General features: G+C 38.1%; 11 protein-coding genes. 5 read left to right on the top strand and 6 right to left on the bottom strand.

The features are described from left to right. Window positions 1-86: 86 nt before the first annotated feature. Window positions 87-1607, bottom strand: coding sequence for an LCP family protein (locus tag H5968_RS08180; RefSeq protein WP_187039539.1), 1521 nt, complete (start codon window positions 1605-1607; stop codon window positions 87-89). 257 nt (window positions 1608-1864) lie between these two features. Between H5968_RS08180 and H5968_RS08175 the strand changes: the two genes are divergently transcribed. After that, complete coding sequence (locus H5968_RS08175) at window positions 1865-2929, top strand: mannose-1-phosphate guanylyltransferase (protein WP_187039538.1); 1065 nt, start codon at window positions 1865-1867, stop codon at window positions 2927-2929. Here the strand turns inward: H5968_RS08175 and H5968_RS25095 are convergent. Further along, complete coding sequence (locus H5968_RS25095) at window positions 2913-3086, bottom strand: hypothetical protein (RefSeq protein WP_222620608.1); 174 nt, start codon at window positions 3084-3086, stop codon at window positions 2913-2915. The genes H5968_RS08175 and H5968_RS25095 overlap by 17 nt on opposite strands. Window positions 3087-3281: 195 nt before the next feature. Here H5968_RS25095 and H5968_RS08170 point away from each other — a divergent pair, with 195 nt between their 5' ends. The 3 genes from H5968_RS08170 to H5968_RS08160 all read left to right on the top strand — a co-directional run bounded on the left by H5968_RS08170 (window position 3282) and on the right by H5968_RS08160 (window position 7148). Next, the gene (locus H5968_RS08170; protein ID WP_187039546.1) at window positions 3282-4925 is read left to right on the top strand and encodes an AarF/ABC1/UbiB kinase family protein; all 1644 of its coding nucleotides are present in this window, start codon (window positions 3282-3284) and stop codon (window positions 4923-4925) included. Between the two features lie 393 nt (window positions 4926-5318). Continuing rightward, on the top strand, window positions 5319-6299 hold the full coding sequence (locus tag H5968_RS08165) for an ATP-binding cassette domain-containing protein (protein ID WP_187039537.1): 981 nt from the start codon (window positions 5319-5321) through the stop codon (window positions 6297-6299). A gap of 60 nt (window positions 6300-6359) precedes the next feature. After that, window positions 6360-7148: an ABC-2 family transporter protein gene (locus tag H5968_RS08160; RefSeq protein ID WP_187039536.1), complete on the top strand. Its 789-nt coding sequence runs from the start codon at window positions 6360-6362 to the stop codon at window positions 7146-7148. Window positions 7149-7287: 139 nt separating this feature from the next. Here the strand turns inward: H5968_RS08160 and H5968_RS08155 are convergent, their stop codons facing one another. Further along, window positions 7288-8997 (bottom strand): serine/threonine-protein kinase, encoded by a 1710-nt coding sequence (locus tag H5968_RS08155; RefSeq protein WP_187039535.1) that lies wholly within the window; start codon window positions 8995-8997, stop codon window positions 7288-7290. A gap of 105 nt (window positions 8998-9102) precedes the next feature. Beyond that, window positions 9103-9939, bottom strand: a complete 837-nt coding sequence (locus H5968_RS08150) for an alpha/beta fold hydrolase (protein WP_187039545.1) — start codon at window positions 9937-9939, stop codon at window positions 9103-9105. Window positions 9940-10304: 365 nt separating this feature from the next. On the opposite strand from H5968_RS08150, the gene H5968_RS08145 reads away from it, so the two are divergent. Further along, window positions 10305-11837: a SagB/ThcOx family dehydrogenase gene (locus H5968_RS08145; protein ID WP_187039534.1), complete on the top strand. Its 1533-nt coding sequence runs from the start codon at window positions 10305-10307 to the stop codon at window positions 11835-11837. Window positions 11838-11932: 95 nt separating this feature from the next. On the opposite strand, the gene H5968_RS08140 is transcribed toward H5968_RS08145, so the two are convergent. Then, a complete protein-coding gene (locus H5968_RS08140; RefSeq protein ID WP_187039533.1) occupies window positions 11933-12676 on the bottom strand; it encodes a Uma2 family endonuclease in 744 nt (247 codons plus the stop codon). Between the two features lie 138 nt (window positions 12677-12814). After that, window positions 12815-15352 (bottom strand): DUF3769 domain-containing protein, encoded by a 2538-nt coding sequence (locus H5968_RS08135; protein ID WP_187039532.1) that lies wholly within the window; start codon window positions 15350-15352, stop codon window positions 12815-12817. Window positions 15353-15360: the final 8 nt, after the last annotated feature.

Genomic DNA, 15360 nt, shown 5'->3' with positions numbered 1-15360 from the left:
GTCAAAATTCATTCCCATACTCTGTATGGGAACGAGAAAATCACCTCTTCCCCAGTCCCCAATCACCAGTCCCCAGTCCCCAGTCACTATTTCCAATCTTTACCAATGCGAATTGTCAAATCAGCACCTAAATCACCCTTTGCAGAAACTTCAACTTGACCTAAGCCTAGAATTTCTTGTAGTTCCGCCCCTGGGTGTGGATTTCCTTTTTGGGAAATGATCTGAGTTTGCCGCAAAGTATCAGGCCAATCGGGAATTGTGTAAATATTAGCAAAACCTTTGGATTTGAGATAGCTAATAACTTGTTCTGTTAATTGAGGTTGATTGGAAGCATTTTGAATAGCAATTTTGAGGCGAGAAACTGGACGGGAATCTGATTTTAAACCAGGTATATCCACCCCAACATAATCATTCAATAAGCTTTGTTGTCCAGTCAAATTCAACCAGTAACTATCTGGGTCTTTACTAAACTTACTAAACGTACCAGGTAGCATGGCCATTTGAAAATTATCCCGTTCTACATTCACAGAAAAATTAGCCAAAGCCATCATTTCTTCCATTTTCAGGTTAGTGTCAAAATACTTCCGCATAATGCGAGTAATTTGAGGCAACCTGGGTAAAACGGTGGGACTATTTAAACGTTGAACTAAAGCAGTTATTAGTGCTTGTTGTCGTTGCACTCTTGGCAGATCCCCGATATTTGATTCCCGAAAACGAGCAAAAAGTTCTGCTTGTTCACCGTTAAGAGTTTGCCAACCGCTAACCAAATTCATCGACAAACCACCAGCATTGTCTTGATAATTCATCCCTTGGGGTACAAATACATCTACCCCACCCAACTGATCAACTAATTGCCGCAAACCGCTAGTAGAAATGCGAATATAGCGATCTATGGGAGCATTGCTTAAAGTCCGACTAACTACCCGTGCAGCTAATACTGGACCACCTTTAGCATTTGCTTCTGAAACCTTGGTTAATCCCTCATCTGGGAGGGCGATCATTGTCCCTCTGGGAATGGAAAGCACACGAATAGATTTATCACTAGGATTTAACCGAATTAATAACATCGTATCGCTGCTACCAGCAAAACTTTCTGGAGAACCGTCAACAGTACCCTTCACTGGTTCAATGCCCATGACTAAAATATTCATGGGTTTTGATAGTTGGTACTGAGAAAGTTTATTCCATAAATCCCCAGGTACTTTTACCTGATCTTTACTGGTAGTAGATCCAAAATCATCATCTTTGGCTTGCTCTAAATTACTCCAGAGGGGAGTCCATAAGGCCAAAGTTGACACCAATAAACCTGATAAAATAATACCAATAACAAAAGTTAATATCCACAATAGCCAGCGGGGCATTGTTAACCCTAAGCGATCGTAGAGTTCATTAGGGATAGCACCTACTGACTCAACGACTTGACGTGGATTATTTATTGACTGTGTTACTGGCTGTTTTGGTTGAACCTCTGTCCCTGATCCTGTTACTGGGGTAGGTATGACCTGATTTTCTACCCTTTGAAATTGTTGCGGTTGTGCCTCTTGATCTAAACCTGTTGTTTGTTGAGGTATAACTTGATTTTTTGACCATTGAACTTGTTTTATCACAATTGTCTCCCCACTCAACCACTCCCTAAAGGTATGTTAATGCAAGCTACAAATTCTTGTAGCTAGAGTTAGAGCTATCTGTGCAGATTTTAGATTTTAGATTGTTGATTTTTAGATTTTGTTCTTGTCATCACTCTCGCATTTTCCACTAAGTTATAAATCCAAAATTCCCCAATACTCAGATTGATCAGTGAAGATTATCCCAAATTGAATGAATGTACACTTAATATTGTTAAGCAGTAAGTGTATATAACAACATGAGTCATTCATTGATCCCTGTTATTTTGGCGGGTGGTAAAGGTGAGCGTTTTTGGCCTCTTAGTCGCCGGGACAGACCTAAGCAATTTTTAAGTCTCGATGGCAGTTCTAAAAGCTTACTACAAGCCACCGCTGATCGACTACTAACACTCGCAGGTGGTTGGGATCACCTGTGGGTGATTACTTCTAGCCAAATAGCTGAAGGAGTACGACAACAACTACCCGATCTGCCAGAGCAAAATTTGCTGATTGAATCAGAGGGTAGGGATACAGCCGCCGCCGTTGCTTGGACTAGTTTGGAAATTAACAAGCGTTACGGAGAAGACGCTGTTATTGGCTTTTTCCCCGCTGATCACTGGATTGCTGATCAAAAGGTGTTCGCAAATACCTTGAGTGCTGCTACCCAGTTAGCGACTAGCACAGCAGCGATTGTCACTTTGGGGATCAAGCCTACTTTCCCGTCCACGGGTTACGGCTACATTGAACAAGGTGAAAAGATTGGTAGCTTTAATGAGTTGCCAGCTTATCACGTTCACCGCTTTACTGAAAAGCCCAACCGGGAAACGGCTGAGAATTTTTTAGCAACGGGTCGGTTTAGCTGGAATAGCGGTATGTTCGTGTTTCGGGCTGGGGTGGTTCTCAAAGAACTCCATACCCATGCCCCAGAAATTATCCAACCTTTAGAACAACAAGGACCCGATGTTTACCCTCAGTTGCCTAAAAAAAGTATAGATTATGCCCTGATGGAAAAGACAAGTCTAGCTTATGTTTTGCCAGTGGAATTTGGTTGGGATGATCTGGGTGACTGGAATGCCATTGAACGCCTACTGAAAACAGAGGATAATCCTAATGTGGAATTAGCTACCCATGTAGGGCTAGACACCCAAGGCGCTATTGTTTATGCTTCTAATCCAGATGATGTGGTAGTGACGATTGGGTTGGAGGATGTGGTGATTGTGCGCGATCGCAATGTTACCCTAATAGTAAACAAGGAACGCACTCAAGAAATTAAACAGATCCTCAAAACCCTGCAAAGTGATCCCCGATTTACTGACTTGCTCTAAAAGTTAAAACTGTTGGTAGATACTCACAATCATTGTTTTTAATTATAACTGGTGATTGGGGATTGGGGACCCTTGACTGGGGATTGGGGACTAGGGACCCTTGACTGGTGACTGGGGACTGGGGACTGGTGACTGGGGACTGGTGACACTTCGACAAGCTCAGTGCATCGCTGGGGACTGGTTAATCAATTTTATGTTTTATAATCACCAATTACCAATCACCAATTACCAATCACCAATTACCAATCACCAATCACCAATTACCAATCACCAATTACCAATCACCAATTACCAATCACCAATTACCAATCACCAATCACCAATCACCAATCACCAATCACCAATCACCAAAATGTTTTTAACCCAAACTGTGCCTCGACAACGGAAAATTATTGAAGTAGTCCTTCGCAATGGTTGGGACTATATGCGACGGTTGTTGACTGGTGGTAAAACCGATGAACCTCAACTACCTACACCTGCGGTATTAAAAAATGTTTTGGTGGATTTGGGTCCGGTTTATGTCAAACTCGGTCAGCTTCTTTCTACCCGTCCAGATTTATTAAGTGCTGCTTATATTGAAGAACTATCAACCCTGCAAGATGAAGTACCCGCAGTTCCTTGGGGTGAAGTTGAAGTTGTGATCCGCAAACAGCTAAAGCGCCCACTGGAAGAAACTTTTCAAACAATTAATCATATACCAGTAGCAGCGGGATCAATTGCCCAAACCCATCGCGCTACTCTCTCTGATGGACGAGAAGTTGCTTTGAAAGTTCAAAGACCAGGTATTGATGTCACCATTGCCCAAGATATATCCTTAATTCAAGGTATTGCGGATTTGGTGGCGAGAACTGATTTTGGACAAATTTATGACATCAAATCTATTGCTGAGGAATTTACTAAAGCTTTAGAAGCTGAATTAGATTTTACAAGAGAAGCCGGTTATACAGACCAACTGCGGCGCAATTTATCCCAAGGTCGTTGGTATGATCCCACGCAAATTGTAGTTGCAGAAATTTATTGGCATTTGACTACAGAAAAATTATTAGTGATGGAATGGTTGGATGGTGTTCCGCTTTTAACAGCAGATTTAAATCCCGAAAATGCTCAAGATTCTATTGTTAAACGGAAAGGAATTACTACTTTATTATTTAGAGTATTTTTTCAACAATTATATATTGATGGCTTTTTTCATGCTGATCCCCATCCTGGCAATTTATTTTATCTGACGGATGGGCGTGTTGCTCTTTTAGATTGTGGCATGGTGGGTAGACTTGATCCCCGCACTCAACAAATTCTAACAGAAATGTTATTAGCAATTGTTGATTTGGATGCTCAAAGGTGTGCTCAGTTAACTTTACAACTTTCTGATTCTGCTCAACCTGTGATTTTATCTCGCTTAGAAAATGATTATGATCGAATGTTGCGAAAGTATTATAATGTCAGTTTAACTGAGATCAATTTTAGTCAAATAATTTATGAAATTTTACAGGTTGCTCGTAATAATAAAATTCGCTTACCCAGTAATATGGGTTTATATGCCAAAACTTTAGCAAATTTAGAAGGGGTAGCGCGTACCTTTAACCCAGAAGTTAATTTATTTGATGAAATTCAACCATTAATCACTGACTTGTTTCGTCGTCAGTTATTAGGAGATAGTCCGGTTCGTTCTCTTTTACGGACTGCTTTAGATATTAAAAGTCTCTCTTTACAATCTCCCCGGCAAATTGAACTATTATTAGACAGAGTAACATCAGAAACTCTACAATGGAATTTATCATTAAGAGGATTAGACGGTGTGCGCCGAACAATGGATGATGCAGCCAACCGTCTTTCTTTTAGTATTTTAGTAGGTTCTCTAATAATGGGAGCAGCAATTATTTCTAGTAAAGCTCAAACTTCTCAATTATATTTTCTGAGCAGCTTGTTATTTGCTGCTGCTAGTTTATTAGGTTTATGGTTAATTATTAGTATTTTACGTTCAGGCCGTTTAAAGTAATTTATCTAGGGCTTGCTGAATAAACTCAAAACCTTAATAAATCAAGGGTTTCAGGTGGAAAATCAGGAAATCAGTGCAGGATTTTTCAGGGGTATACTCCTAAAAGCGTGCATTTTCCGGGTTAAATTTCAAAGAATTGGTTAAGCTGTTACACAGCTAAATTGTATAATCCTAATATTCTGAACTCTTGTGTAACAGGCAAGATGCCTGTTCCACTTATACAAATTAAATGCACAACAGCTTATCCCAAATGCTTCGCCCTGCCCCCATAAATAAGTTCCATAATTTCTTTTCTGGAGATGTCTATTAGACTGGGAAACGCTATATTAGTAGTATACAGCAACCAAAAAGCCGAAATAATACAATATATAAAATACAAGGAAATAATTTTTTATGTCAATAATTATAGCAGAAAAACTTTGTAAATCCTATCCAGTCGCCATTAAAGAGCCAGGAATTATTGGGACAATTAACCACTTTTTTCGCCGTAAATATCGTAATATTAACGCGGTTCAAGATGTTACCTTTACCATCGAACCAGGGGAAGCAGTCGGTTTTTTAGGACCTAACGGTGCTGGTAAAACCACAACTTTAAAAATGCTGACCGGTTTAATTCATCCTTCTAGTGGCCAAGTTCAAGTTGCTGGTTTAACTCCCTTTCGTCGTCAAGAAGCATTCCTACAAAAAATCACCCTAGTCATGGGACAAAAACAGCAATTACTGTGGGACTTACCAGCAATAGATTCCTTAAAAATTAACGCCGCAGTTTACAATATTTCTGATAAAGAATTTCATCGACGAGTTGGTGAATTAACAGAAATGTTATCACTAGGAGGTAAACTAAATCAACCCGTCAGAAAACTTTCATTAGGTGAAAGAATGAAAGCAGAACTATTAGCCGCACTTTTACATCGTCCCCAAGTTTTATTTTTAGACGAACCAACTTTAGGACTAGATGTAAATGCTCAAGTAGGAGTGCGTGACTTTTTACGAGAATACAATCAACTTTATCAAGCAACAGTATTATTAACAAGCCACTACATGGCAGATATTACCGCTTTGTGTCAACGAGTGCTATTAATTCACCAAGGAAAATTAATGTATGATGGTAGCTTAGATAGACTCTTAGAAAAATTCGCACCCTATCGAGAAATTGATGTAGAATTATCCCAACCATTACCAGCGGAAAAATTAACTTCTTATGGTGATATTCAACTTTTAGAAGGGAGAAAAGTTAAATTTATAGTTGAAAGAGAAGCACTGACTCGCACCGTTTCACAAATTTTAGCTGATTTAGACATTATTGATTTAACAGTCACAGAACCACCAATAGAAGAAGTAATTGGTAGAGTTTTTCAAGCAGGTTTTGTTTAATAGCTGACAGGTGACAGTTTAATCAGGAATAGTTAATAAGAAAATTTGAGTAAAATATCTATGAAAAAACCGTTAAAAAAAATCCAAACCTTGCTCACTGTATATTATGCCTATATGGTAGAATATCGCTCAGAACTCATATTATGGGTATTATCTGGTTCTTTACCAATTATTCTCATGGGAGTCTGGATAAAAGCCGCCGCAGGAGGAAATTTTAGTTTAAATTCATTAGATTTTGCACGTTATTTCTTTGCAGTATTTCTAGCTAGACAACTTACAGTTGTTTGGGTAATTTATGAATTTGAAAAAGAAGTAGTAGAAGGTAAACTTTCACCTCGCTTATTACAACCCATAGATCCAGTATTTCATCATCTCGCTGGCCATATTTCTGAAAGATTTGCTCGACTTCCTTTTGTATTTCTATTAATAGGATTCTTTTTTATCTTATATCCCCAAGCTTTTTGGATACCGACTTTACCTAACTTATTGTTATTTATCTTAGCTGCATTGCTGGCTTTTGCGTTAAGATTTTTAATTCAGTACACCTTAGCAATGTTAGCATTTTGGACAGAAAGAGCTACAGCTTTAGAAAACTTTTGGCTTTTATTTTTTCTGTTTTTATCAGGGATGATTGCACCTTTAGAAGTTTTTCCCGAAGCAGTGCGAAATATTGCCATGATGACACCATTTCCTTATTTAATTAATTTCCCTGCTAGTATTTTAGTAGGTTTACCTGTAGATTTAACCAGAGGATTTTTATCAATTATAGCTTGGTTTATGATCTTTTTAGGTGCAAATCGCTTGTTATGGCGTGCAGGTTTAAAGCGTTATTCGGGAATGGGAGCATGAAAAATTGAAAATTGAAAATTGAAAATTGAAAATTGAAAGTTAGCTAATAAGTTTTTTGGTGCTAATATCTGCTTTTTTGACCATAAGTTTTATCAGATTTATTTACCGCAGAGGTGCGGAGAACGCAGAGTAAGAAAGATTATAAATTACTAGAAACAGTTTTAAATTTATCTGCTGCACCTAGTGAATAATCTTCTAGTTTAAAATCCGCAAAGGGTTTTTTCTCTAATCTATCTCTGAGTGCTTCATCTAATATTACTCCCTCGTCTTGTTTTTTGACTCCAATAATAATGATACTGCGTTGATAGGCTGTAGAATCTTGATTTGCTTGACAGTCTTTTCTCTGAAATTGTCCTAAGTTTAATAGTCTATAACCTTGAACACTTGATGTATTACTAAATAATTGTTTCGCTAATAATTGAATTTGCTTTGAACGTTCTAACGCTCTACTTTGTTCTGTGTTCACATCACCTTCACAGGAAGCTGTACCTACAGAAATAATTTCACTGGGATTTTCCATTATTCTCTGTATTCCTTCTGCTTCTAACCGAGTTTTTAAAGCCTCAAGGTTAATAATTTCATCGTTATGTTTAATTTGAAAAGTGCTGCCTAGTTGCCATTTATATTCTACTGATAAAACCGCTATGTTAAATTCTGCTACTTTCCCTTGACTGTCTTTCCCTTCTTCATAAGGAAAATAATCAACTTGTCCTCTTTTAACTGGTGCTTGTCCATAGTCAGCAGGAACAACGGTAAATTTATTATTTCTGTTTGCCAGTGCTACTGTCCATAATAATAATAAGGAACATATTAAGGCGGTAAATAAGGCTAATAAGGGTAATTTTTCGGGTTGTTTTTCGGGAGGTTTAATTGTATTTTTGGTTGTGGTTGTTGGTGTGACTATTTCTGTTTTTAAACCACCCACTATATTGACTGTGGCTACGTTACTTCCTGTATTAATATTTTCTAATTCTGTTAATTTATCTAGGATTTTTCTGGCATTTTCAGGACGTTTATTAAGTTCATTTGCCATTAACCAATCAATAAAATTTAATAGGTATGGGGAAACATGATTTGCTAAATGTCGCCAGTTTAAAATATCTAAATGAGCATCATATAATTGAGCAGGTTGACATCCTGTTAATAAAAATACAAAGGTGCGTCCTAATGCAAAAAAATCTGATTGGGGCAATGCTTGACCATTCATTTGTTCTCTGGGACTATAACCAGAAGAAGAAATAGATGTCATGCTGCCATTATTAGCAATATAGGTTTTTGTAATTTCTCTGGCTGTGCCAAAATCAATTAATACTAATTGTCCATCTGGACGAATCATTATATTAGATGGTTTAATATCTCTATGTAAATATTGTTGGTTATGTACTAATAATAAAATTTCGGCTAGTTGTTTTAACCAAGCTATTGCTTGACTTTCAGAAATGGGGCGGTTTTGTTGTTGTTTTAACCATTGTTCTAAATTCGGTCCTTCGATTTTTTCCATTACCATACAATGCAGAGTTAAACCTGCTCTGGTTTGATAGGTAAAATATTCTTCTGCTTGGGGAATACCAGGATGTTTTAATTGTCCTAAAACTTCTACTTCTTGTTGAAATAAAGAAACCGCTTTGCTATCGTTAGCTAATTCTTCTTTGAGGATTTTGAGAATTTTTGGTGTGTCTTGTTGGTAAGCTTCATAAACTTTACTAAACCCAGTTTTATCACTTAGTAAACGTAAAACTCGATAACGTCCTAATAATTCTAATTGAGAACCACAACTTTGACAAAAGCGGTTTTCATCATTATTTGGGTGGTTAGGTTGAGGACAAATAGGATTTATACAGAGACTCATGATTGGTGATTGGTGATTGGTGATTGGTGATTGGTGATTGTTTCTGTCAACTCCAATCTAAAATCTAAAATCTAAAATTATTCTGAATCCAGACTCCTGACTCCTTCATTTTTGTCTTGCTAAAAATTCGGCTACTGTTTGATTAAATTCTGCTGGTTTGGTTAGAAATGGCCAATGATTTCCAGGTAATTTTTTAAAGGTGAGGTTTTTCAGGTTGGTTTTGTAGGGTTTAATTTGCCAATCTTGGCGGTTTACTCCTTTTTCTGGTTGAATAAAGAGGGCAGGTGTATCAACAGGAGTAATAAAACCTGGTACTTCTAAGACTGCATCAAAAATACCATCACGGGCAGAAATTGTAAATTTACTACCCCAAGTTCCATTGGGTTTTTGTTCTATTCCCGCTTGAAAAACTTGTTGCTGTACAGCACTCCAGTCTTGAAATTGACTTAGTTGTTTGATTTGTTGTTCCGCTTCTTCGTAACTGGTAAATGGTCCCATAGTTTTTAAGAATGGTAGAACTTTATACAACAAAGGAAAAGTTAATTTTAGTAAACTGGGCATTTTCCAGATGAAAATTGGATCTACCAAAGTGATACTTTTTAAGCGTTTTGGGTTTTGTCGCGCCCAAATAGCAGCTAGTTTACCTGTCCAAGAATGACTGACAACATGAGCAGCATTCCATCCCAGTTGTTCCATTAATGCTTCTAGGTCAGCGATCGCACTTTCAAAACTATAATCTTTCTCTGGTTTACTACTCTCACCATGACCACGCATATCTGGGGCAATTATATGGTAATCAGCCGCTAAATAATCTCCTAAACTCGACCAAACCCAAGCATTATCAGCCATACCATGTAATAACAGCAATGGGTTTTGACCTTTATTCCATTCCAAGTAAGAGATATCAACGTCAGATTTTGATAGTGTTTTGCGTGTAGGCATCATTTGGTAATTCATAATAAATACAGCAAGAGTTAGGAGTTACTTATTTGAGATTTTGGATTTTGGATTTTGGATTGTTTTTGTCAATTCCAATATAAAATCTAAAATCTAAAATCTAAAATCTAAAATCTAAAATCTAAAATCTAAAATCTAAAATCTAAAGTTTTCTTTCCCAGTCACCAGTCACCAGTCACCAGTCACCAGTCACCAGTCACCAGTCCCCAGTCCCCAGTCACCAGTCACCAGTCACCAGTCCCCAGTCACCAGTCCCCAGTCCCCAGTCACCAGTCACCAGTCACCAGTCACCAGTCACCAGTCCCCAATCAAAAAATAGAATTTTCCGAGGATCTTAAATTAAAAATACTATGCCAGAAATATACCAATCAATTGCCCAACATTACCACGAGCGTACTAAATACGACCCGGAGACATTAGCCGGGAAAAATCAGGAGTTAGACTGGGCTAAACAACCAGTACCATTTAAAGAATACAAAATTGGCGCTGATTTTGACCTTAAACCCTATTTGCAAGAAGCACCAGAGGCTTTTAACCATAATCCTGATGCTAGATGGTGGCGGAGACTTTCGCAACTGCTATTTCACAGTTATGGACTGACTGCGAAAATGCCTTCTATGGGTAGTGCAGTTTATTTTCGCTCTGCTCCCAGTGCAGGAGGTTTATACCCGGCTGAAGTATATTTAGTTTCCCGTGGTACACCTTTATTACCCGCTGGACTTTATAACTATCAATGTCGTACTCATTCTTTAAAACAATTTTGGGAAAATGATGTTTGGACAGCTTTACAAGCAGCTTGTTTTTGGCATCCTAGTTTAGAAAATACCCAACTTGCTATTATTACTACTGCGGTTTTTTATCGTTCTGCATGGCGTTATGAAGATCGAGCTTATCGCCGCATTTTTCTCGATACTGGACATCTTTTAGGTAACATTGAATTGGCAGGATCAATTACTGATTATCGTCCTCATTTAATTGGTGGTTTTGCAGATGAAGCTATCAATGATCTACTTTATATTGATCCAGAACAAGAAGGTGCAACTGTAGTGATGGCATTGGCAGATTTATTAGATATTAAACAAAATTTGCCTTTAGGAAAAACCGCCTTACCTTCATTAACAGAAACTAATTATCCTTCCATTCCTGATGGACAACTCTTAAAATATTTTCATGTTCACACCCAAATTAAATCTGATGAAAACAGTAAAAAAAATGTAGCCACCACCAAACCAGAAAAAACTTTAGATGATAAATATAATTTTCCTTTTTGTGACAAACTTTCTACTGTCACCACATCAATTGACTGGGGTAAAAATTTTGTAGATTTAGAAAATACTATCTATAAACGTCGTTCTACTCGCTCTTATAGTGGTGAAAAATTAACTTTTGATGAACTGAAAGCTTTACTCGATTTTACCTATCAACCACAAAATTATCTGGATCAAAATTTAGATACTGCTCCTGATTATTTCGACCTGAATTTAATTGAAACATTTATTGCTGTTTCTGGTGTTAAGGGACTAGAATCTGGCTGTTATTATTATGCACCAAAAGCCCAAGAATTAAGACAAATTCGCTTTAAGAATTTTCGTCGTGAGTTGCATTTTCTTTGTTTAGGACAGGAATTAGGACGAGATGCAGCAGCGGTAATATTTCATACTGCTGATTTAAAAACAGCTATAGGACAATATGGCGATCGCGTTTACCGTTATTTACATCTCGATGCCGGTCATTTAGGACAAAGGCTTAATCTAGCAGCGATTCGCTTGAATTTAGGAGTTAGTGGTATCGGTGGTTTCTTTGATGATCAGGTAAATGATGTTTTGGGTATTCCCGCTGATGAAGCAGTTTTATATATAACTACTTTGGGAAAACCAAGGTAAGGCAATTTTGGATTTTAGATTTTAGATTTTGGATTGCAAAAAATTAGATCCCCGACTTATTAAACATAATTAAACAATTGGGGATCTGAATTTTATTAAACTTCCGGTTCAACACCTAAAGTACGCAATTGGGCAATTAAACGCTCATTTTTTAGGCGTTCCTGTTCCGCTCTTTGATATTCCTGTTCAGCTCGTTCTTCTCCACTTAACAACAAATTACCATCTACATCCCACCAACGTAACCAAGGTAAATCTACATTTTGATATTCACCTTGCCAAATTCCTAACTCAACTCCTAAAGCTGGAATAGGATAATGTCCCCGTTCATTTGCTGGTAATAATTGGTATTTATTTTCAATTAAATGATAAACTTCCACACTGGCTTTATTCACTTCATAAATACCATAAAAAGCTGGATGTATCACCTGTTCATAAATCCAAAATTTTCCTTTCCACGGTGTTTGATCCCGTTCTTCATCGCCATTCCCAGAAACAAATTCTAGAACAATTAATGGTGAAATATACTCTTGCCACAGGACATAAGAACGGCGCATTTGACCATTCAAACTAGGAGGTACATTAGGCACATAAAACCAATCTGGTGCTTCTGCACCCCGTTCTGGAGGATCGGTCATACGCCAGTAAATGCCGCTATCTTGACCTATACAATATTGTCCGTCAGGATGGATTTTCTGCAATACTGGTTTAATAGATTCTGTTAATAGAATGCTTTGAGGATGTTCCTGAAAATTTTTCACAAATGTACCATCAGACTCTGGTAATTGAGTATGATCTGGAAGACTAATTCCAGATGTGGGAAGATTTGTGGTAGAGGTCATATACCCCCCTGCGAGCGTGGTTTTTTAGTGTAGCATTAAAACTTCTGTTTTACCATCAATTTTCACAAGCCCAAAAAATTGGAATCCTGCACTTGGTGGTTGATTTGATTTAATATCATTATCAATCAGATTAACAGCCTAATTATCTTGTCGCACTCCACCCACCACAGGTTTCACTTCATCTGAAGAAAATGGATCAGTACCACCTTTCCAGTTAAAATCACTAATACGAATACTAAAACCACCTAATTCTAAAACTGGATTATAACGCAAGGTGATGCCATAGGTGCGGCGGTTATATTCCAGAATATAATCTGTACTACTTTCTTTACCTGTATCTAGGTTGATTGATGTTTGAAAGCCTAAACGAAACGGTCCATAAATTTGCTGTGAAATACCCGCACTCAACACTTTGTTATCAACAGAACGATCAAACAAAAATGGTGATAAACCACTGTTGAAACCTTGGGAATAACTCACATTAAAGGCAGTATAATCAAAAAATGGGCGAGAAAAATGACCTATCTGGCCAACTAAACCCACAGTACCAATTAAGGTACTTTGATTATCGCCACTGGTATAATAGCTTGTTGTACCCGTCACACCTGCGATCGCCTGCAAGTAAGGTACTACAGGATTAGATGTATATTTTAATCCTTCCTTAGCAGTAGCTGGTAATGGTTTTCCCTGCCATAAGAAAAAACCAGTATTTAGAGATACACTACCTTGTAAGCGACCTAAAGAAACACGGTTATTTTTCCGCTGTGGCTCTAGTAAATCGGCACGATCTGTATTAGAATTAATATACTGAGCGCCTCCTTGATAGCTAAGATTAATCCCACTTTTTCCCAGAGGAATAATCGGAGAAGTGATTACACCACCCAAACTACTCTGCACAGTTTGGAAACCGAGAGTACCATTGTAAAGGCGATCGCGGTAGCTATATTCTAAATTCAATATATGAGGATTTACCTCACCCCAACTCTGACGTAACCGTAAACTCCCCTGCAAATTATCCTCTAATTTATTCACATCCAGACTTGTTAATTCTCCTACTCCTTCCACCTTAGTTTTTGCATTTAACACAGTATTTAGCTTAGTTTTCACACCCAACAAACCAGGAATATTACTATTATCTTGAATAGCTTTCTGTACAAACAATTGAGGTGTAATCAACCAACGAGTTTGATCATTATTAATCGCTAAGAAATTCCGTTCTACATACAAACCGCCCCGTTTACCATTATCATAACCAGGAGAAACAATAAAAGGATTAATATCCCTTTCTCGACGGTCAATTTTTTGGTTATCAATGGGGATAGGTAAGACAAAATTCTGGTCAAAAACTAAACGTTGACGCTGAGTAGTTACCCGATCTACCAAAGGTGATTCTCGCGTCAAAGTCACTTTAGAAGCTCGTAACTCTAATTCTGGGGGTGAAAAAGGATCATTGGTAATCCGCACATCCTCAGCTTGCCAACCACGGGGATAAAAATCAATGCGTTGAGCTTCAAAACGCAACCTTTTGACCATACCACCTGACTTGGCTACGGGAATATTTCTGGCATCCGCTTGACCTGCAAAATTCACATCAATACCACCGGGACTGCTGACACCAGTAACAGGTTGATTAGCACGAATCCGGTCACTAGGTGGACGACTAGGTACACCACCTGCGGTAATATCTGTAGTTGGGGAGGGAGAAAAAGCAAAATCAGTTTGAGTTGTGGGGATGTAAATTTCGCCGCTACCATTTTCCAGATTCCCGCTATCCTGAACAAAATTATAAGTAAAGCGTTCTCCCCGTAATACCTGATTACCCCTAGTTAAAGCAACATTACCTTCCCCCACAGCAATTGAATTATCCAAATTTACTTGTAGGCGATCGGCATCTACCACTGCCCCATCAAACCTAACCACCACATTACCTGCTGCCGTAACTATTCGTCTTTGCTCATCATACTCTTGGCGGTCTGCAATTACTTCTATAACTCGTTGTCTTACTTGTGGCGTATTCCCAGCAGGTTGATTTGGCGGGGGAAATTCTACAGTAGTAGAAGTTGATGGTTGGTTATTTGAATTACGTGGCTTAAACTCAATAATATTTTGTACTAGGAGAGAACTGGACGTATTTTCTCCCGTCTTTGTAGAGGCAGAAATATTAATCTTCTCCCCTGATTTGTATATATTTACAGGATTTTGATGTTGGCTTTTATGTTTTACTGGGTGTTTTACTGGGTGTTTTACTGGGGCTGAAGTTTTGATCATAACTGGTGACTCAGCCAACCATATATTGTTTGTATTGGTAACTTCACGAGAAATTTGTGGAAATGTAGCCCCCGGTGTCTTGTCAGCATTCGCATTTCCCACTTGGGAAGTACCAACTGTCAAAGATTTTCCCAAAAGCCCCGCACTTCTAGAAACAGTCAGAGGGGAAAATTTTGGCGGTACAGTTTCTGGAACAGGATTTGAGGATAAGCTTCTGCTAATTACTGCATTATCTTGATTAGTTTGTGTGGGAGTCACCAGACCATTAGCAGTCTCGATATTTCCTGAAGTCGCAAGTTGCTGCGTCCCAGTTTGCTCTTCTACCACAGAAGCAGAAGCGAGAAGATGGCCAGGTTGGATGTATTCTTGAACAGGAGGTGAGTCAGGTGGCAAAACTGGATGAAGCATATCTTGTG

Source organism: Sphaerospermopsis sp. LEGE 00249, from assembly GCF_014299995.1.
Lineage (GTDB): Bacteria > Cyanobacteriota > Cyanobacteriia > Cyanobacteriales > Nostocaceae > Sphaerospermopsis > Sphaerospermopsis kisseleviana.
This window is presented reverse-complemented; position numbering and strand designations above follow the sequence as displayed.